This is a genomic window from Streptomyces europaeiscabiei (genome assembly GCF_036346855.1).
GTDB lineage: Bacteria > Actinomycetota > Actinomycetes > Streptomycetales > Streptomycetaceae > Streptomyces > Streptomyces europaeiscabiei.
The window spans coordinates 4,062,509-4,079,645 of sequence record NZ_CP107841.1 but is presented as its reverse complement, the minus strand read 5'-3'; the positions used below and the strand labels follow the sequence as shown (position 1 = coordinate 4,079,645).

At 70.3% G+C, this 17,137-nt stretch carries 18 protein-coding genes; 13 read left to right on the top strand and 5 right to left on the bottom strand.

Translation table 11 applies throughout. The features are described from left to right. The first annotated feature begins 160 nt into the window (after nucleotides 1-160). The 4 genes from OG858_RS17670 (at nucleotide 161) to OG858_RS17655 (ending at nucleotide 5,775) form a co-directional block, all read left to right on the top strand. The gene (locus OG858_RS17670; RefSeq protein WP_319064986.1) at nucleotides 161-1,192 is read left to right on the top strand and encodes a hypothetical protein; all 1,032 of its coding nucleotides are present in this window, start codon (nucleotides 161-163) and stop codon (nucleotides 1,190-1,192) included. Next, the gene (locus OG858_RS17665; protein WP_086751749.1) at nucleotides 1,192-3,564 is read left to right on the top strand and encodes a glycosyltransferase; all 2,373 of its coding nucleotides are present in this window, start codon (nucleotides 1,192-1,194) and stop codon (nucleotides 3,562-3,564) included. Before OG858_RS17670 ends, OG858_RS17665 begins: the two co-directional genes overlap by 1 nt. Then, complete coding sequence (locus tag OG858_RS17660; RefSeq protein WP_086751751.1) at nucleotides 3,561-4,742, top strand: acyltransferase family protein; 1,182 nt, start codon at nucleotides 3,561-3,563, stop codon at nucleotides 4,740-4,742. Before OG858_RS17665 ends, OG858_RS17660 begins: the two co-directional genes overlap by 4 nt. A gap of 163 nt (nucleotides 4,743-4,905) precedes the next feature. Beyond that, a complete protein-coding gene (locus OG858_RS17655) occupies nucleotides 4,906-5,775 on the top strand; it encodes a hypothetical protein (protein ID WP_086751752.1) in 870 nt (289 codons plus the stop codon). On the opposite strand, the gene OG858_RS17650 is transcribed toward OG858_RS17655, so the two are convergent. Beyond that, nucleotides 5,751-5,966 carry a DUF397 domain-containing protein gene (locus OG858_RS17650; protein ID WP_328544724.1) on the bottom strand — a complete coding sequence of 72 codons (216 nt, stop codon included), beginning with the start codon at nucleotides 5,964-5,966 and terminating at the stop codon, nucleotides 5,751-5,753. The genes OG858_RS17655 and OG858_RS17650 overlap by 25 nt on opposite strands. An 11-nt stretch (nucleotides 5,967-5,977) precedes the next feature. Then, nucleotides 5,978-6,829, bottom strand: coding sequence for a helix-turn-helix domain-containing protein (locus tag OG858_RS17645; protein ID WP_319064983.1), 852 nt, complete (start codon nucleotides 6,827-6,829; stop codon nucleotides 5,978-5,980). A gap of 215 nt (nucleotides 6,830-7,044) precedes the next feature. Here OG858_RS17645 and OG858_RS17640 point away from each other — a divergent pair, with 215 nt between their 5' ends. The 3 genes from OG858_RS17640 (at nucleotide 7,045) to OG858_RS17630 (ending at nucleotide 9,285) form a co-directional block, all read left to right on the top strand. Further along, the gene (locus tag OG858_RS17640; RefSeq protein ID WP_319263704.1) at nucleotides 7,045-7,536 is read left to right on the top strand and encodes an ATP-binding protein; all 492 of its coding nucleotides are present in this window, start codon (nucleotides 7,045-7,047) and stop codon (nucleotides 7,534-7,536) included. Between the two features lie 101 nt (nucleotides 7,537-7,637). Then, nucleotides 7,638-8,522, top strand: coding sequence for a DNA-processing protein DprA (locus OG858_RS17635; protein WP_327743934.1), 885 nt, complete (start codon nucleotides 7,638-7,640; stop codon nucleotides 8,520-8,522). Nucleotides 8,523-8,757: 235 nt separating this feature from the next. Then, nucleotides 8,758-9,285 carry a phosphoribosyltransferase gene (locus OG858_RS17630; RefSeq protein ID WP_256960990.1) on the top strand — a complete coding sequence of 176 codons (528 nt, stop codon included), beginning with the start codon at nucleotides 8,758-8,760 and terminating at the stop codon, nucleotides 9,283-9,285. A 60-nt stretch (nucleotides 9,286-9,345) separates the two neighbouring features. On the opposite strand, the gene OG858_RS17625 is transcribed toward OG858_RS17630, so the two are convergent. From OG858_RS17625 to OG858_RS17615, 3 genes are read right to left on the bottom strand one after another with little or no spacing between them, the layout of a single operon-like run. Next, nucleotides 9,346-9,606 carry a hypothetical protein gene (locus tag OG858_RS17625; RefSeq protein WP_086753197.1) on the bottom strand — a complete coding sequence of 87 codons (261 nt, stop codon included), beginning with the start codon at nucleotides 9,604-9,606 and terminating at the stop codon, nucleotides 9,346-9,348. Next, nucleotides 9,593-9,838 (bottom strand): hypothetical protein, encoded by a 246-nt coding sequence (locus OG858_RS17620; protein WP_086753199.1) that lies wholly within the window; start codon nucleotides 9,836-9,838, stop codon nucleotides 9,593-9,595. Before OG858_RS17620 ends, OG858_RS17625 begins: the two co-directional genes overlap by 14 nt. A 25-nt stretch (nucleotides 9,839-9,863) precedes the next feature. After that, complete coding sequence (locus OG858_RS17615; RefSeq protein ID WP_327724152.1) at nucleotides 9,864-10,007, bottom strand: hypothetical protein; 144 nt, start codon at nucleotides 10,005-10,007, stop codon at nucleotides 9,864-9,866. Nucleotides 10,008-10,046: 39 nt separating this feature from the next. Between OG858_RS17615 and OG858_RS17610 the strand changes: the two genes are divergently transcribed. The 6 genes from OG858_RS17610 to OG858_RS17585 all read left to right on the top strand — a co-directional run bounded on the left by OG858_RS17610 (nucleotide 10,047) and on the right by OG858_RS17585 (nucleotide 17,131). Beyond that, a complete protein-coding gene (locus tag OG858_RS17610; protein WP_086747785.1) occupies nucleotides 10,047-10,793 on the top strand; it encodes a TetR/AcrR family transcriptional regulator in 747 nt (248 codons plus the stop codon). Nucleotides 10,794-10,964: 171 nt separating this feature from the next. Further along, nucleotides 10,965-12,338, top strand: a complete 1,374-nt coding sequence (locus OG858_RS17605; RefSeq protein WP_107482300.1) for a serine hydrolase domain-containing protein — start codon at nucleotides 10,965-10,967, stop codon at nucleotides 12,336-12,338. Between the two features lie 181 nt (nucleotides 12,339-12,519). Further along, on the top strand, nucleotides 12,520-13,902 hold the full coding sequence (locus OG858_RS17600; RefSeq protein WP_086747786.1) for a nitrate/nitrite transporter: 1,383 nt from the start codon (nucleotides 12,520-12,522) through the stop codon (nucleotides 13,900-13,902). Nucleotides 13,903-14,129: 227 nt separating this feature from the next. Continuing rightward, nucleotides 14,130-15,284: a uroporphyrinogen-III synthase gene (locus tag OG858_RS17595; protein ID WP_086747787.1), complete on the top strand. Its 1,155-nt coding sequence runs from the start codon at nucleotides 14,130-14,132 to the stop codon at nucleotides 15,282-15,284. 362 nt (nucleotides 15,285-15,646) lie between these two features. Continuing rightward, a complete protein-coding gene (locus tag OG858_RS17590; RefSeq protein WP_086746152.1) occupies nucleotides 15,647-16,225 on the top strand; it encodes a CGNR zinc finger domain-containing protein in 579 nt (192 codons plus the stop codon). Nucleotides 16,226-16,555: 330 nt separating this feature from the next. Further along, entirely contained in the window at nucleotides 16,556-17,131 is a 576-nt protein-coding gene (locus OG858_RS17585; RefSeq protein ID WP_013003188.1) for a sigma-70 family RNA polymerase sigma factor, read from the top strand. Nucleotides 17,132-17,137 lie beyond the last annotated feature (6 nt).

Genomic DNA, 17,137 nt, shown 5'->3' with positions numbered 1-17,137 from the left:
CGGCATCGAACACGCACCTGAACGATCCCGTGGGGGGAAGTGCGTGCACGTCGAGAACTGGCCCAAGGGCATTCAGCCGAAGGGCTTTCAGCCGAAGCGGACCGATGGCGAAGTCGAAGGCCTCGGTCGAGGCCGTGGTGGTAGTGGCTCCGGGAGCGAGGTGGTCTGGCCCGAGGCCGCCGACAGAACGGGAGCGGTGTCCCGGACGGAGCGGGGCCACGGGAGGGAGACCTCCGGCCAGGCGGGGATCTCCGGGCAGCCGGGCACCGGAGTGCCTCGGCAGCCGACCGCCTCCGGGGCCCCCGGTGCCCCGGACGCGGCGGGACGGCCGGGTGTCGTCCCGGCGCCCTGGGAGCAGCCCGACCAGCCGGGACGCAATCACGATCCGCACGAGGTGACCGTGCAACTCGACGGCGTGGGGCGCGAAGTGGACGAGGGACCGGGCAGGCACGCGGGCAAGGACGGGGACGCGGCGGGTGCCGGGCAGGACTCCGACGGGCCGGTCTTCGTCGACGAGTCGGGCCGGCGCAGGAACATGTACCGGCGGCTGGGTATCGCCGTCGGCACCGCCTGCGCGGCGTACGCCGTGGTCATCGTCGGCACGCTGGTGTCGGGCAACTCGGACGCCCCCTGGCTGCCGGTGCCGATGCAGAAGGACGACAAGCCGGCGGGCAAGGTGGACACACCTCCGCTGCCTGCCGAGTCGGACGACCGGTCCGACGAGGCGGACGGCTTCGCACCGGACGCGGGTCCGGGCGGAGGCCGTACGGGGGCGACGTCCTCGCCCGCCGCCAAGTCCCCGACCGGCTCGTCGGGCAGGGCCAAGCAGCCGGAGAAGTCGGCCAGTGCCAAGCCGTCGGCCGGGCCCAGTGCCGGGGTGACGCCGAAGCCGAAGCCGAGCGACGGCGTGAAAAACCCCGAGCCGTCCCCCTCCGCGCCCGAGCCGCCGAAGGTCGACCCCAGCCCCTCTGCCTCGCCCCCGCCCTCACCCTCGCCCTCCGAGACCGGCGGCCCCGGCCCGGGCTCCGCTCCGGACTCCGGCACGGACACCGTCGCCGACGGTCCGGCGTCCCCGGCGCCCGTCGAGCCCGCCCCGTCGACGCCGGAGACCTCGCAGAGCCCACAGGAACCGTCGAGCCCGCAGGAGCCGTCGAGCCCGCAGAGCCCGCAGAACCCGGAGAGCCCCGCCTGATGACCCGCTCCAAGCGCGGCGGCACGCCTTCGCGTGCCGCCAAGCGCCCTACCCGCTCACCGCGTTCACCGAAGAGCCCCGAGGGCGGCACGGCCGGCGACACGGTGGACAACCCGCCCGGCAGTACGGCTGCGAGCACGGCCGGCGGCTCGGCGAACGGCTCCTCGAAGCGCTCGCGGAAGAGCCCGCGCAAGAGCAGGCAGAAGCGTTCCGGGCGGCGGGTGCCGCTGCGCCATCTGCTGCCCTGTGTGCTGCTCCTCGCCCTGATGGCCATGCTGATGCTGCGCGGATACGTGCACAGCGAGATCCTCGCGGACCACCGGGTCGGGCCGCCGGTGGCGAACGACCGGGTGCCGAAGAAGATACTGAAGGGCGGGCCCGTGATCGACACCCGCTCGGGCCGCCAGATCAGCCTCGACATCCCCGATTACGAGCTGGTCCTGACGTTCGACGACGGGCCCGACCCCCAGTGGACCCCCAAGGTCCTCGACATGCTGAAGAAGCACGAGGCCAAGGCCGTCTTCTTCATCACCGGCACGATGGCCTCGCGCTACCCGGACCTGGTCCAGCGGATGGTCGACGAGGGCCACGAGATCGGCCTGCACACCTTCAACCACCCGGACCTCTCGCTCCAGGGCAAGGACCGCATCGACTGGGAGCTGTCCCAGAACCAGCTCGCGCTCGCGGGCGCCGCCGGCATCCGCACCTCGCTGTTCCGGCCGCCGTACTCCTCGTTCTCCGCGCGCATGGACAACCGGACCTGGCCGGTCACGCAGTACATCGGCAGCCGCGGCTACATCACCGTCGTCAGCGACACCGACAGCCAGGACTGGGCCCGCCCCGGAGTCGACGAGATCATCCGCCGGGCCACGCCCGAGCTCGGTGACGGGCACATCGTGCTGATGCACGACGCAGGCGGCGACCGCTCGCAGACCGTCGCCGCGCTGGACCGGTACATCAGTGGACTCCAGGTCAAGGGCTACAAGTTCGACACCCTGACCGGCGCCCTGAAGGCGCCCAGCGCACACACCCCGGTCACGGGCCTCGGCCTGGTGAAGGGCAAGGTCTGGGTGACGCTGGTGCAGGTCTCGGAGAAGACGACGAGCGTCCTCGTGGTCGCCCTCGCGGTCGTCGGCGTCCTCGTCCTCGCCCGCTTCGGCCTGATGCTGATCCTGTCGATCGCGCACGCCCGCAAGGTCAGGCGACGCGGTTTCCGCTGGGGTCCGAACGGGCCCGTCACGGAACCGGTGTCGGTGCTCGTCCCGGCGTACAACGAGGCCAAGTGCATCGAGAAGACGGTCCGTTCGCTGGTGGCGAGCGACCACCCCATCGAGGTGCTGGTCATCGACGACGGATCCAGCGACGGCACGGCCGGCATCGTCGAGGAGCTGGGCAAGGACCTGCCGGGCGTCCGCGTCGTACGCCAGCTCAACGCGGGCAAGCCCGCCGCCCTCAACCGGGGCATCGCCAACGCCCGGCACGAGATCATCGTCATGATGGACGGCGACACGGTCTTCGAACAGTCCACCGTCCGCGAGCTGGTCCAGCCCTTCGCCGACCCCCGTGTCGGCGCGGTCGCGGGCAACGCCAAGGTCGGCAACCGCGACAGCATGATCGGCGCCTGGCAGCACATCGAGTACGTGATGGGCTTCAACCTCGACCGCCGGATGTACGACATCCTGCGCTGCATGCCGACGATCCCCGGCGCGGTCGGGGCGTTCCGGCGCGAGGCCCTCGAACGCGTCGGCGGCATGAGCGAGGACACCCTCGCCGAGGACACCGACATCACCATGGCCATGCACCGCGACGGCTGGCACGTCGTGTACGCCGAGAACGCGCGGGCCTGGACCGAGGCCCCGGAATCCGTCCAGCAGCTGTGGTCGCAGCGTTACCGCTGGTCGTACGGCACGATGCAGGCGATCTGGAAGCACCGGGGCGCGATCTTCGACCGCGGCGCGTCGGGACGCTTCGGGCGCGTGGGCCTGCCGCTGGTGTCGCTGTTCATGGTCGTGGCGCCCCTGCTGGCCCCGCTCATCGACGTGTTCCTGCTCTACGGGCTGATCTTCGGGCCGACGGAGAAGACGATCGGCGCCTGGCTGGGCGTCCTGGTCGTCCAGGTGGTGTGCGCCGCGCTGGCGTTCCACCTCGACAAGGAGCGCATGACCCATCTGATCTCGCTCCCGCTCCAGCAGATCCTCTACCGCCAGCTCATGTACGTCGTCCTGCTGCAGTCGTGGATCACGGCACTGATCGGCGGCCGGCTGCGCTGGCAGAAGCTGCGGCGGACGGGGGCCGTGGGGCTGCCCGGTGCGCCGCAGGAGCCGTCTCTGCCTCAACAGCGGGCAGGCGGCGAGCGGAGGCCGGTCGGATGAGCACGCTCACGCAGGATTCCACCCCGCAGACCCCGTCGGCGCCACCCGCGCCCGGCCGGGACCGCTACTTCGACCTTCTCCGGGGCCTCGCCATCTTCCGGGTGGTGCTCTACCACCTCGCGGGCTGGAGCTGGCTGCCGCTCGTCTTCCCCTCCATGGGCGTGATGTTCGCGCTCGCCGGCAACCTCATGGCGCGCTCGCTCAAGCGCCCGGCACTGGACGTCGTCAGGGGCCGGCTCCGCCGGCTGCTGCCGCCGGTGTGGCTGCTGGGCGTCGTCGGCGTGACGGGGATGGTGGCCCAGGGCTGGGGGCCGGATCCGTACTGGCATCCCCTCTGGTGGTGGTTCCACCTCACGTTCTGGATCCTCCCGGTCAGCGAGCCGCCGTACGCCGACGGCCTGCCCGGGGTGCACGGCTTCATCGGCGCCGACTGGGCCGTGGAACTGGCCGGACCCCTCTGGTACGTCCGCACCTACATCTGGTTCGTCGTCCTCTCCCCGGTGCTGCTTCGCGCGCTGCGGAAGGTGCCGGTGGTGACGGTCCTCGCGCCGATCGCGCTGGCCGGGGTGCTCGAACTGGGCCTGCTGGAGCTGCCGGGCGAGCGGATCTCCTCGGGGCTGACGGACTTCACCACCTTCGGCGCCTGCTGGATCCTCGGCATGGCCCACCACGAGGGGACCCTCAAGCGCCTCCCGAGGTACGTCGTGCCGTCCGTGGCCCCGGTGGTCGCCCTGATCGGCCTCTGGTACGCCCTGCGCCACGACTACGGCGCCGGCAACGACCTGGACGACATGCCGTTCGCCCAGTCCCTGTGGTCCGTCGCGGTGGTGGCGTTGCTGTTGCACTTCAGCCCGTCGTGGCCGCAGTGGCCGCCCCGGCTGCGCCGCTGGGACGGGGTGGTCACCTTCCTCAACTCCCGCGCGGTGACGATCTATCTCTGGCACACCACCTGCATCATGATCGCCGAGACCCAGTGGGACCGGCTGTGGGACGTGGTGTTCCTCGAACAGAACGCCCCGTGGCTGCTGGAGAGCGTCTGGCCGGTACTGGTCCTGACCTGGCTGCTGGTCGTCGCTTGCGTCGTCGCGTTCGGCTGGGCGGAGGATCTGGCCGCCCGGCGCAGGCCTCGACTGTGGCCGAAGAGTGCGGATCCTGGGAGGGCCGGGGGAAGGCCCTGACGCGGGCGGTCACTTGCGGGTGGTCGGTCATGTATTGACCGCGTAACCAACCGGGATACGCACTTGCGTACGACTCGGCGGGTGGTGGATGTTGGGCTGGCTGGAGGCAGGCGTTCTCGCACTTCTTGCCTCGCCGAAGCGACTCAAGGAGTGACACCCGCCGATGACTCAGCCCCCCGGCCAGCCGCCGTACGACGGTTACGGCGCCCAGCCGCCGCAGCAGCCGTACCCGGGGCCTTACACGCCCCCGCCGGCGCCCGGTGGGCCCCCGCCGGTCCAGGGCCAGGTCCCCGGCCAGCCGCCGAACCCGTACGCCACGGCTCCTCAGCAGCCGTACGGGGCGGCTCCGCAGCAGCCGTACCCGACGGCTCCGCAACAGCAGTACGGGGCGCCGGGCATGCCGGGGGCGCCCAACTACGGCCCGCAGTACGGGGGTTATCCGCCGCCTCCGCCCTCCGGTGGTAGCGGAGGCAAAGTCGCGCTGATCATCGTGGCCGCCGTGGCGGCGCTCGCGGTGATCGGCGGTGGCATCTTCCTCCTCACCAGCGACGGGGACGAGAACGACACGGCCAAGCCCGGGCAGAGCGTGTCGGCGTCGGCGGGCGAGTCCGAGAGCCCGTCGGAGACGGAGGAGGCCACCGACGAGGCCACGGACGAGGCCAGTGACACGCCCGACGGCGGTCTGGACGACGGTGGTTCGAGCGTTGCCCCCGCAACGGGCGTCGAGGGCCAGTGGCAGGACGACGAGCTCAGGACCCTGACGATCCGCGCCGAGGAGACCACCGGGGAGAACAAGGGCCAGCACCTCCTCTCCTACATCGACATGGTCGGCAGCAAGGGCATGATGTCGGGCGTCGGCACCTACCGTGACGAGAACAACTTCCGTATGGCCCTCGCCCCCCTGGCCTCGAAGGACGTCGGTGACGACGACATCACCTTCGCCACGGTCCGCCGCTCCGGCAACGACGTGGTCATCACCTGGGAGGCCGGCGGCACGGACACGCTCAGCTATGTGGGCGATGCGTCGGGCTGACCCTTCTTCTGCGCCTCCGCTCCCTTGAGGGTCTGTATGAGGGAGCGGAGGGGGGCGTGGGCGGTGGTGAGGATGGTGGTGGGGGTGTCGCTCTCGCGGAGGAGTATGTGTCCGGTGGGGGCGGCGGCGAGGTTGACGCAGTTGGAGGCGTCGCCGCAATAGGTGGACTTCTGCCAGTGAAGTCTGGACATGCCGGTGCCTTTCACAGGTCGTTCGCGATGCTGTGGATCAGATCTCGCGACTTCTCCGGCGCGAGGGCGCAAGCCTCCAGGCCGTCGATCACTGATCGGTACTTGGCGAGCTGGGCCTCACTGTCCAGAAACTCGCAACCGTGGTGGCTGTCCAACTGCACAGTGTCAACCTGGAGAACGGGTCCGGCGGCGTAGGTGATGCTTTGCCCCGCGCCCGGGAAGCTGGCATCGCCGAAGGGGATGACCCGGATGGTGACATGGGGGAGTTCGCTCATGTCGACAAGGTGCCTGAGCTGTTCGACGGCCACGGCTCGGCCGCCGAATCCCATCCTCAGAGCCGCCTCGTGGATGGTGACCAGATACGGGGTGGGGTTGCTCCGGTAGAGGATTCCCTGTCGCTTGATCCTGTGAGTCAGACGGTGCTCGATCTCGTACTGCCGCAGTGGTGGGACCACTGTCCGGAAGAGCGCCCGGGCGTGTTCGGTGGTCTGGAGCAGCGCGGGAACATGGACGAACAGGGCCACCCGCAGTGAGGCCGCGTGATGCTCAAGCTCCACGAGGTCGACCAAGTTGGCCGGGAGGTGTTCGCGGTACTCCTCCCACCAGCCACGCGTCCGCCGTCCGGTCATCGCTGCCAGCGCGTCGACGTACGCCGCGTCGAAGCAGTCGTAAGCCCGGGCCATGGAGCGCACTCGGTCGGCGCTGATGGGGGTGCGGCCGGTCTCCATCATGCTGACGCGCGCCTGGTTGACCCCAAGGAGTGTGGCGGCACCGGTCGCGGTGAGTCCCGCGCGCTCGCGGAGTTTGCGCAGCTCGGCGCCCAGTCTCCGCTGGCGCAGCGTCGGACTGTTCGTGGGCGGCAAGACGTCTCCCCTCAGCGGTGTGCATCCCTCACAAGAGTGAAGCGCTGATGCTTTCAGTTGTTTTGGTTAGATCCATCTAACCATCTGTCCTACGGTGGACACGTACCGCCCAACTGGCCCCGTCCGTAAGCCGGAAGCGCACCACCCCAGGCACTGCCACCGCTGAGCCGCGGCCGTTGAGCGAGCCCAAGTCCCCTTCCTCCCCGGAGGCGTTCATGGTCACCGTATCCCCGCTCGACTCCCGTTCGCCCGAATGCTGGAAGTACGCCCTTCGTCTGCCCTGCGACCCCCGGGCCGCCCGTATCGCCCGCGTGACCGTGCGGGCGATCCTGTCGAGTCACGGCCTTCACGAGATCGTCGACGTCACCGAGCTGCTGACCTCGGAGCTGGTCACCAACGCGTACCAGCACACGAAGGGTCCCTCCTCCGTACGCCTGGTCGCCCTCGGCGGCGGGCGCCTGCGCGTCTTCGTCTGGGACCACAGCGCGTACGTCCCACCTCCGTTCGACGACCCGGACGCCGCGCCGGTCCCACGCTCACCCTCGACGGACATCGACCACGGCCGGGGCCTCTTCCTCATCCGCCAGTGCGCCGACCGATGGGGGTGCTGGCCGGTGGAGGGCGGGAGCCTCGGGAGGGGTGGGGGGAAGCTGATGTGGTTCGAGCTGGGTGGGGCAGGGGTGGAGTCCGGATGCGTAGCCGTCTGACTACGGACCGCGCCGCGTGCGTCGTAGGAGTGACCCTCGGCCGGTGCGGCGCCCCTCCTCCGCCGGGCGTGCGGTCAGGAAGCCGTCCCTATACTCGGGCCATGGACCAGGACCTGGAGCGAGCCGCCCTCGTCGCACTGCTGCGGCGCGGCGACCGCCCCTGGCCCGAGCTCACCGACCAGATCGAGACCGTCGGTAGTGCCCGCGAGGTCCTGGAGAGCGCGCTCGACGCCTCGGGCCAGAGTGCTCTGTTCGACACCGAGCCCACCGTGGATCTGCAAGCCGTCGCCACGGAGATCGCCGCATGGGAGCGCGAGGGCATGCGCCTGGTGACGATCCTTGACGAGGGCTATCCGCTCTACCTGCGGCTGGTCCACCAGCGGCCGCCGTTCCTGTTCCTGCGCGGCACCGCTGTCGAGGACGACCTGCGGGTCGCCGTCGTCGGCACTCGCACCCCCACGCCCGAGGGAATCGCCCACGCTCGCGCCATCTCAGGAGGACTTGCCGAACGCGGAGTCACGGTGGTCAGCGGCCTGGCCGCCGGGATCGACACGGCGGCACACGGGACCGCACTCGCGGTCGGCGGCCGGACGGTCGCGGTGGTCGGCACCGGCCTGCGCCACGCCTACCCGGCGCAGAACGCCGGCCTGCAGCGGGAGATCGCCGAGCGAGGACTGGTGCTCTCCCAGTTCTGGCCCTCCGCGCCGCCCTCGAAGGCGTCGTTCCCCATGCGCAACGCTGTGATGAGCGGCTACAGCCTGGCCACGGTGGTGGTCGAGGCGGCGTACCGCAGCGGGGCTCGCATGCAGGCCCGTCTCGCCCTGGAGCACGGCCGCAGGGTCTTCCTCATGCGCTCTCTCATGACTCATGAATGGGCCAGGGAGTACGCGAGTCGACCGAACACGACCGTCGTCGACGGCCCGGCCGACGTCTTCGACCACCTCGACTCCCTCGTCCCCGCCACGGGCGAGCTGACCTGGGCGTAGGCGGCGGATCCGGGTGGCAACCGTTGAAGGGCTGTCCGCCCGCTACGCCAACTTCCTGGTTCACCCCTTACTGCCGGACACGAGTGTGTGTCAGGTATGCCGAGGTCCTGCGAAACCTGGCTATCCCACCTGCTGGCAGTGTGGCAAGGTCAGAAAGATCCTCGGTGTGGGGGTTGCCGACGCCGTGGTCCCGGTGAGCCGGGGCCCTCAAGAACGAGCAGTACGCCAATGAGCTGTGGCGTACAAGAACACCACGGGGCCCCAGCGGCAGTACTTCCAGATGGGCCTTGCGGCCGTCCTGTGGCGTTTCCTCGCTCTGCACGAAGTCTGCGTCGCGGCCCACTGCGCGGTCCCCGGCTTCAGCGTGGTCACCACTGTTCCCAGCACCAGCGGGCGCGAAGGCCATCCCCTGCGCACCATGGTGGCCGATGTCGTCGGCGTCACCCGCGACCGCCACCGAGACCTGCTGACCCCGACGCCGGACGCGGCCACCCTCGGCCGCACGGCTTCCCCGTCGCGCTACATCGCGTCGGCGCTCTGGGGTGAGAACGTCCTGCTCATCGACGACACCTGGGCCACCGGCCACCACGTTCAGTCCGCAGCGGCAGCTCTGAAGTCCTCCGGTGCGGGCAGTGTGGCCGTCGTCGTTCTCGGGCGCCATCTCAACACCACCTACGGCGACACTGCCACGCATGTCGAGCAGGCGCGTCTGCGCCGCTTCTCCTGGGACGTCTGCGCGCTCCGGCCCTGGCAACACGGCTGAACGCTTCCACGACCAAGTGGGGGTGGGCCGGAGTCACCGGCCCACCCCCTTGCTGTGGGTCTACTTTCCGCTCGTCGTCGACCACACCGTCACGGCCAGGGCCGCGCACGAGGTCACCGCGGCCAGCGACGGCAGGGGCCAGCGGGAGCGTTCCAGGGCGTCCAGGCGGTCCTCGTGCTCGGAGAGGGTCTTGTCGGTCTGGTCGGCGCGTTGGAGGAGGAGGGCGAGGTCGCCGCGGGTGGTGGCGAAGCCGACGTCCACGGCTCTGCGCAGGCGCTCCAACTCCAGTGCCACGGAGGCCCGTTCATCACTGCCCACCATCGACGGCCCCTCCGGATCCGGCCTTGAGCCACGGTGGGAGAAGGCGGTCCACCGACGGCATGGACATCAGCCGGCTCAGCGCGGTGGCCGCGACCACCAGCGTGGAGTAGCCGGGGAGATCGGCCACTCCCGGGGTGTCGGCGAGCAGCGGGAGGGCGGTCGCCACCGCCAACAGGGCCTGGATCGCCGTACGTACCGCTCTGCGGTTCGAGTCGGTCTTCGAGTCGGTCATCGTCATCGTTGTCCTCAGCCTCCGTTCAGACGCGCGGGACGCGCAGCCTGTCCCAGCTCGCCCGGCCTCGTCTGCCCGGCCTCGCCTGCCCGGCGATGCCCCGGTCGCCGATCAGCTGCCGCAGGTGCGCGTGGCACTCGTACAGCGTGCGGGGGGACGTACGCTGCACGCACCGTCATGTCCGTCGAAGCCGGGAGGTGGCGCCGTCATGCCCGAGAACCCGCAGACCCCCGCCGATCCGACCGCCGCGGTCATCCCCTCCGTCTGGGCCCGCCCCCGACGCCCCGGGCGTGAGCGGCCCGCGCTCACCCGGGATCTGATCGTCGCCGAGGCCGTCCGGCTGCTCGACGAGGAGGGTGCCGACGCGCTGAGCATGCGCCGCCTGGGTGCCCGGCTGAACGTGGGCGCGACCTCCATGTACTCGCACGTGGCGAGCAGGGACGAGCTGATCGAACTGCTCGTCGACCGGATCTACGGCGAGATGGAGGTACCGGGCCCGGAGGCCGCCCAGGACTGGCGGGCCGCCGCCGCCCGCTGTGCGCACGGCATCCGCGCGACGATCCTGCGCCATCCCTGGATCGCCCCGATGCTGGGCGAGGTCGGCGTCTCCCTGGGCCCCAACTCCCTGCGGCTCACCGAGAGCATGCTCGCCATGCTGCACACGGCGGGCTTCACGCTCGACCGCGCGGACCACGCCGTACGCATCCTCTTCGCGTACGTCCTCGGCATGACCACCACCGAGGCGGCCTGGCTGACCATGCTCGCCCGCAGCGGACGGAGCCCCGAGGACTGGACCCGGCAGGTGGGCCCGGCCATCGAGCGGGCCACCCGCGACCACCCGCACCTGAGCCGCCGGTACGCGGAACAGGCCGGAGCCGAGTCGGCGGACGTCGTCCAGGACAACTTCGACCACGGCCTCCAGTGGATCCTGGACGGCCTCGCGACCCGCCTCTGACACACCCCCCGCTCGAGGGCCGTGCACAGCAGTCGTGCGCGGCCCTTTTCCGTGCCAGGGAAGGAACGCCGTACGGCCTTGCGCACAGTGTTCGCAGTGCGTACAGTGTTCCTTGTCGCCGCACAGCGTACGGCGGCGGCTCCGATTCCCTGCCACCCGAAGGAGAACGCCATGTCCCAGCAGGCCACCCCCGACCTCGCCCACTGGCAGCACCGCCTCGACACCCTCCGCGCCACCCACGACGTGCCCGGCGCGACCCTCGCCTTCCTCGTCGACGGTGAGGTCCACGAGCTGGCCAGCGGTGTGCTGAGCCGGGCGACCGGCGTCGAGGCGACCACGGACTCGGTCTTCCAGCTCGGCTCGATCGCGAAGGTCTACACGGCCGCACTCGTCATGCAGCTGGTGGAGTCCGGTGAACTCGACCTGGACGTCCCGGTGGTGCGGGTGCTGCCGGAGTTCGCGACGGTCGACCCGGCGGCCACCGAGGTCATCACACCCCGCATGCTGCTGTCTCACACCAGCGGCCTGACCTGCGACTTCCACATCGACACCGGGCGTGGCGACGACGCGATCGCCAGGTACGTCGAGGCCGCGAAGGGCGTGGCGATGGACTGCCCGCCGGGTACGGCGGTGTCGTACAGCGGGATCGGGTACGTCGTGCTCGGCCGGATCGTCGAGGTGCTGACCGGCCTGACCTGGGACCAGGCACTCAAGGAGCGGGTGTTCGCGCCGCTCGGGCTCGCGCACACCATGACGCTGCCGGAGGAGGCGCTGCCGTTCCGCGCGGCCATGGGGCACATGGCGGGGGAGGGCGGGACCCAGGTCCCGGCACCGGTCTGGGACATGATGCCGCGCGCCGCCGGTCCGGGCGCCCGGGTGCTCGCCACCGCCGGTGACGTGGTCCGGTACGCGAAGGCCCACCTCGACGGTGGCGGCGGGATCCTCCGCCCCCGGACCGTGGCGGCCATGCAGGCCCGCGAGACCGACGTACCCGACAAGTGGACGGTCAGCGCGGACGGCTGGGGGCTCGGCTGGACGCTGTACGACTGGGACGGTGTCCCGGGCTACGGGCACGACGGCGCCGCGACCGGGCAGTACGCCTTCCTCCGGGTGGTGCCGACCGAGGGCGTCGCCGTCGCGCTGCTCACCAACGGCGGCTCGTCCCGTCTCCTCTACGCCGACCTGCTGCGCGAGCTGATGGCGGAGCTGGCCGGGATCACGATGCCCGCGCCGTTCGCCCCGGCCGCCGAGCCGCCCGCCGTCGACATCACGCCCTGGGCCGGTACGTACAAGAGGGAGGGGGTCGTCATCACGATCGGCGAGAGGAACGGCACACCGCATCTCACCTACGCCTTCGTCGACGGCATGGTGGGCTACTCGCCGGACCTGGAGATGGACCTCGTACCCCTGTCGGACACGGTGTTCGCCGGGTCGGGCGGCGGCGCCTCGTTCGCGGAGGACTGGATGCCTGTGGTCTTCGCCACGCTGAGCGACGGCACGCGGTGCGCCTACATTGGCATGAGGGCCGCGCCGAAGGTGGCGTGACCACGAGGTATGACGCCCTGCTCACCGATTCCTCACCGGCCGGTCCGCGCATACGTGAGAGCGAAGTTCCTTTCCGGTCACCCGGTGCCACAGAACAGGAAACGCGCCCTCCCTACCTTCGGGACTCATCACCCCTCATCACCGCATCGCACCACCTGAGTCCGGAGAACGTGGAGGCGTCATGACAGCCCCGAGCACTGCCCCCGCACCAAGCAGGGGAGGCCGCTGGATCGAGCACTGGGATCCCGAGAACGAGGCCTTCTGGAACGAGACCGGCGAGAAGGTCGCCCGCCGCAACCTGATCTTCTCGGTCCTCTCGGAGCACATCGGCTTCTCCGTCTGGACCGTCTGGTCGGTGATGGTGCTGTTCATGGGCCCCGAGTACGGGCTCACGCCGGCCGACAAGTTCTTCCTCGTCTCGATGGCCACGCTGGTCGGCGCCATCGTCCGCATCCCCTACACCTTCGCGGTGGCGCTCTTCGGCGGACGCAACTGGACGGTCGTCTCCGCGAGCCTGCTGCTCATCCCGACGGTCGCGGCGTTCCTCGTGATGGAGCCGGGGACCTCGTTCAACACGTTCCTGATCTGCGCGATGCTCGCCGGTATCGGCGGCGGCAACTTCGCCTCCTCCATGACCAACATCAACGCCTTCTTCCCGCTGCGGAAGAAGGGCTGGGCGCTCGGCCTCAACGCGGGCGGCGGCAACATCGGCGTCCCGGTCGTGCAGCTCATCGGTCTCGCCGTCATCGGGGCCGGCGGCGGTCCGCGCGTCCTGCTGGGGGTCTACATCCCCTTCATCGTGATCGCCGCCGTCCTGGCCTGGGTCAAGATGGACAACATCGCGGAGCTGAAGAACGACACCGGCGCCGCCAAGGAAGCCGTCAAGGACGCCCACACCTGGATCATGTCCTTCCTCTACATCGGCACCTTCGGCTCCTTCATCGGCTACAGCTTCGCCTTCGGCCTCGTCCTGCAGACCCAGTTCGGCCGTACGCCGCTGGAGTCCGCGTACGTCACCTTCATCGGCCCCCTGCTCGGCTCGCTGATCCGGCCGGTGGGCGGCGCGCTCGCCGACAAGTACGGCGGCGCCAAGATCACCCTGTGGAACTACGTCGCCATGGCCGGCGCCACCGGCGTCATCGTCATCGCCTCCATGCAGAAGTCGCTGCCGCTGTTCACCACCGCGTTCATCGTGCTCTTCGTCCTCAGCGGTCTGGGCAACGGCTCCACCTTCAAGATGATCCCGGGCATCTTCCAGGCCAAGGCCCTCGCCAAGGGGCTGGAGGGCGAGGAGGCCGCGGCCTACGGACGCCGCCTCTCCGGAGCCACCATGGGCATCATCGGCGCGGTCGGCGCACTCGGCGGCCTCGGCATCAACCTGGCCTTCCGCCAGTCCTTCCTCACGGTCGGCTCCGGCACCGGCGCCTTCGTCAGCTTCCTCGCCTTCTACGGTGTCTGCTTCGCGGTGACCTGGGCCGTATACCTTCGGCGCCCGGCCTCGAACACCTCCGCGAAGACGGCCACGACGGAGGCGAAGCCGCAGCTCAGCTACGCCGAGGTGTGACATCGCCCATGCCTTGACACGAGTGACGTAACACCAGCGACATCAACCCGAACCGAGCCTGTCACGCGCCGTTGACAGGCTCGTTCGGTATGTGGGCGCACCAATCGGTGCATCACCGAGTGCATCGACTGAGTGCAACGACTCGACTGCGGGACGAGAGCCATGTACGACGAACAGCAGCGACCCAGCGATCAGATCGAGCCGATCGACCGGACAGGACGGTTCTGATGGATCGGATGGATCGGACAGTGCAGACGGAACACGGGCCACTCGCGGGGTTCACCGTGGGGGTCACGGCCGCCCGCCGGGCCGACGAACTCGGAGCGCTCCTCCAGCGCCGCGGAGCCGCCGTCCTCCACGCCCCCGCCCTGCGCATCGTGCCGCTCGCCGACGACAGCGAACTGCTCGCCGCGACCAAGGACCTGCTCGACCTGCAACCCGACATCGTGGTGGCGACGACCGCGATCGGATTCCGTGGCTGGATCGAGGCGGCGGACGGCTGGGGCCTGGGCGAGGCCCTCCTCGACCGGCTGCGGGGGGTCGAAGTCCTGGCACGCGGGCCGAAGGTGAAGGGCGCGATCCGGGCCGCCGGCCTCACCGAGGAGTGGTCCCCCTCCTCCGAATCCATGGCCGAGGTACTCGACCGGCTGCTGGAGCAGGGTGTCGAAGGCCGCCGTATCGCCATCCAGCTCCACGGTGAACCGCTCCCCGGCTTCGTGGAGTCCCTGCGCGCCGCCGGAGCGGAGGTCGTGGGGGTCCCCGTCTACCGCTGGATGCCCCCCGAGGACATCACCCCCATGGACCGCCTCCTCGACTCGGCGGTCGGCCGCGGCCTCGACGCCCTCACCTTCACCAGCGCCCCGGCGGCGGCGTCCCTGCTCTCCCGCGCCGAGGACCGGGGCCTGCTCCCGGAGTTGCTCAACGCCCTCAACCACGACGTCCTCCCCGCCTGCGTGGGTCCGGTGACGGCCCTCCCACTCCAGGCCCACGGCGTGGACACGGTCCAGCCCGAGCGTTTCCGCCTCGGCCCCCTGGTCCAGCTCCTCTGCCAGGAACTTCCCGGGCGCGCCCGCACCCTGCCCATCGCCGGCCACCGTGTGGAGATCCGCGGCCACGCGGTCCTGGTCGACGGCGACCTCCGCCCCGTCCCCCCGGCCGGTATGTCCCTGCTGCGGGCGCTGTGCCGCAGGCCGGGCTGGGTCGTCCCCCGCTCGGACCTCCTGCGGGCACTCCCCGGCTCCGGTCGCGACGAACACGCCGTCGAGACGGCGATGGCCCGCCTCCGCACGTCCCTCGGCACCCCGAAACTGATCCAGACCGTGGTAAAACGCGGCTACCGCCTGGCCCTGGACCCGGCAGCGGACACGAAGTACGACGCGTGAGGGTTGTTCGTCCGCGGGTTCGTGGGGCTGGTCGCGCAGTTCCCCGCGCCCCCGAGAAGCAGGCGCTGCGCCCCGTGCTCTTCGCGCCTGAGGGGCCGTAGGCCCTCAAGGGGCGCGAGGAAACTGCCCGACCGGCCCCCCGGACCCGCGGCTGGGGGTCGAACGGGCGCAGCCCCTGGATGCGGGCACCTCCCGCTCGGGCGAAGCCGAGAGTGGGGGAGGGACGGGCAGGGGCGGCGGGGGCGAGCGGATCCAGCCACCCCCCGGAGGGTTCCACCCTCGGGCGCGGCCGGGCAAGGTAAGGGGTACGTACCCCTCAGACGCACCCCTGCCGGTCGGCACCCCAAGGCGGTGACAGGCGCATGGCACATGACCCCCGCTTCGACTGCGGTCACCTCTGCCTGGACTTCCTCGCGACCACCCACCCCGAGGAACAACTCGACTCGGCGGACCGACTGCGCGGGTGGATCACCGCGGCCGGCCTGGTCCCCGAAGGCACCCCCCTCGACCACATCGCCCCGCCCTGGCTCGTCGGCTTCCGGGAACTCCGCGGGCACATCGGCCAGTTGGTCCGGGGCGAACCGGACCGCAAGCCCGACTCCCGCCCCTTCGACATCTCCCTGGCGAGGGTCAACGAACTGGCCCGCGCGGCCACCCCGGCCCTGCGGGCCGTCCGCACGGACGACGGCACGCTCACCCGCGCCCTGGACCACACCCCCGACTGCGCCGCCCTGCTCGCCCTGATCGCCAGAGACACCGTGGAGCTGCTCACCGACCCCGTGGCGTGCGCAGGCCTGCGCAGGTGCGCGGGCGACAACTGCCCCATCGTGTACGTCGACACCTCCCGCGGCCGACGCCGCCGCTGGTGCTCCAGCGAGATCTGCGGCAACCGCGAACGCGTGGCCCGCCACCGCCGCCGAGCGGCCCTGGCCCGCGCCTAGCCCACCTCAAGGCACGCCTCTCGCGCCCTACTTCTCCCCGTTGGCGCAGAAATGCCCATCTGCCTTACCCGGCGCGCCAGTTGGTCAAACCCCCTACCTCCGTAAAGAAGCAGCAGTGCTGTTTTTCACATCATGACTTGGGTGCCTTCACAATTCCCGTCCATGCGTGCCGGTTTAACAACGGATATGGACGCACTTGTCCCCCACCTGCCCCGCCCGCACCCAGTTGAATCGAGAAAGTTGTGGCTCAACTCTGAACACACAACTGATTACCTACGTATCCCGATGTGAGCGACCGACTGGGGGAACCCCCGGACACCGGAGGTAGCCGTGCGCAAGGATTCCGCTGTGGCCGATGAACGCCCGCACAGGGCCCGTCATCGCGCATCACAGCCCTCAGAGCCAGACGAGGAGCTGATGCGCGCGCTGTACCGCGAGCACGCTGGACCCTTGCTCGCGTACGTGCTGCGTCTGGTCGCGGGCGATCGCCAGCGTGCCGAGGACGTTGTGCAGGAAACTCTCATCAGGGCCTGGAAGAACGCCGGTCAGCTCAATCGAGCGACCGGATCGGTACGCCCCTGGCTGGTGACGGTCGCACGTCGCATCGTCATCGACGGCCACCGCAGCCGGCAGGCCCGGCCGCAGGAGGTCGACCCGTCGCCGCTGGAGGTCATCCCCGCGGAGGACGAGATCGACAAGGCGTTGTGGCTGATGACACTGTCGGACGCGCTGGACGACCTGACCCCTGCCCACAGGGAGGTCCTGGTCGAGACCTATTTCAAAGGGCGTACGGTCAATGAGGCGGCCGAGACGCTTGGCATCCCCAGTGGCACCGTCCGCTCCCGGGTGTTCTACGCCCTGCGGTCGATGAAGCTGGCTCTAGAGGAGCGCGGGGTGACGGCATGAGCAACA

What these genes read in the sequence shown, in the direction of transcription:
- OG858_RS17665 (WP_086751749.1), top strand. Translation starts at nt 1,192, where the DNA reads ATGACCCGCTCCAAGCGCGGCGGCACGCCTTCGCGTGCCGCCAAGCGC.
- OG858_RS17660 (WP_086751751.1), top strand. Translation starts at nt 3,561, where the DNA reads ATGAGCACGCTCACGCAGGATTCCACCCCGCAGACCCCGTCGGCGCCA.
- OG858_RS17655 (WP_086751752.1), top strand. Translation starts at nt 4,906, where the DNA reads ATGACTCAGCCCCCCGGCCAGCCGCCGTACGACGGTTACGGCGCCCAG.
- OG858_RS17650 (WP_328544724.1), bottom strand. Translation starts at nt 5,966, where the DNA reads ATGTCCAGACTTCACTGGCAGAAGTCCACCTATTGCGGCGACGCCTCC.
- OG858_RS17640 (WP_319263704.1), top strand. Translation starts at nt 7,045, where the DNA reads ATGGTCACCGTATCCCCGCTCGACTCCCGTTCGCCCGAATGCTGGAAG.
- OG858_RS17635 (WP_327743934.1), top strand. Translation starts at nt 7,638, where the DNA reads ATGGACCAGGACCTGGAGCGAGCCGCCCTCGTCGCACTGCTGCGGCGC.
- OG858_RS17625 (WP_086753197.1), bottom strand. Translation starts at nt 9,606, where the DNA reads ATGGTGGGCAGTGATGAACGGGCCTCCGTGGCACTGGAGTTGGAGCGC.
- OG858_RS17620 (WP_086753199.1), bottom strand. Translation starts at nt 9,838, where the DNA reads ATGACCGACTCGAAGACCGACTCGAACCGCAGAGCGGTACGTACGGCG.
- OG858_RS17610 (WP_086747785.1), top strand. Translation starts at nt 10,047, where the DNA reads ATGCCCGAGAACCCGCAGACCCCCGCCGATCCGACCGCCGCGGTCATC.
- OG858_RS17605 (WP_107482300.1), top strand. Translation starts at nt 10,965, where the DNA reads ATGTCCCAGCAGGCCACCCCCGACCTCGCCCACTGGCAGCACCGCCTC.
- OG858_RS17600 (WP_086747786.1), top strand. Translation starts at nt 12,520, where the DNA reads ATGACAGCCCCGAGCACTGCCCCCGCACCAAGCAGGGGAGGCCGCTGG.
- OG858_RS17595 (WP_086747787.1), top strand. Translation starts at nt 14,130, where the DNA reads ATGGATCGGATGGATCGGACAGTGCAGACGGAACACGGGCCACTCGCG.
- OG858_RS17590 (WP_086746152.1), top strand. Translation starts at nt 15,647, where the DNA reads ATGGCACATGACCCCCGCTTCGACTGCGGTCACCTCTGCCTGGACTTC.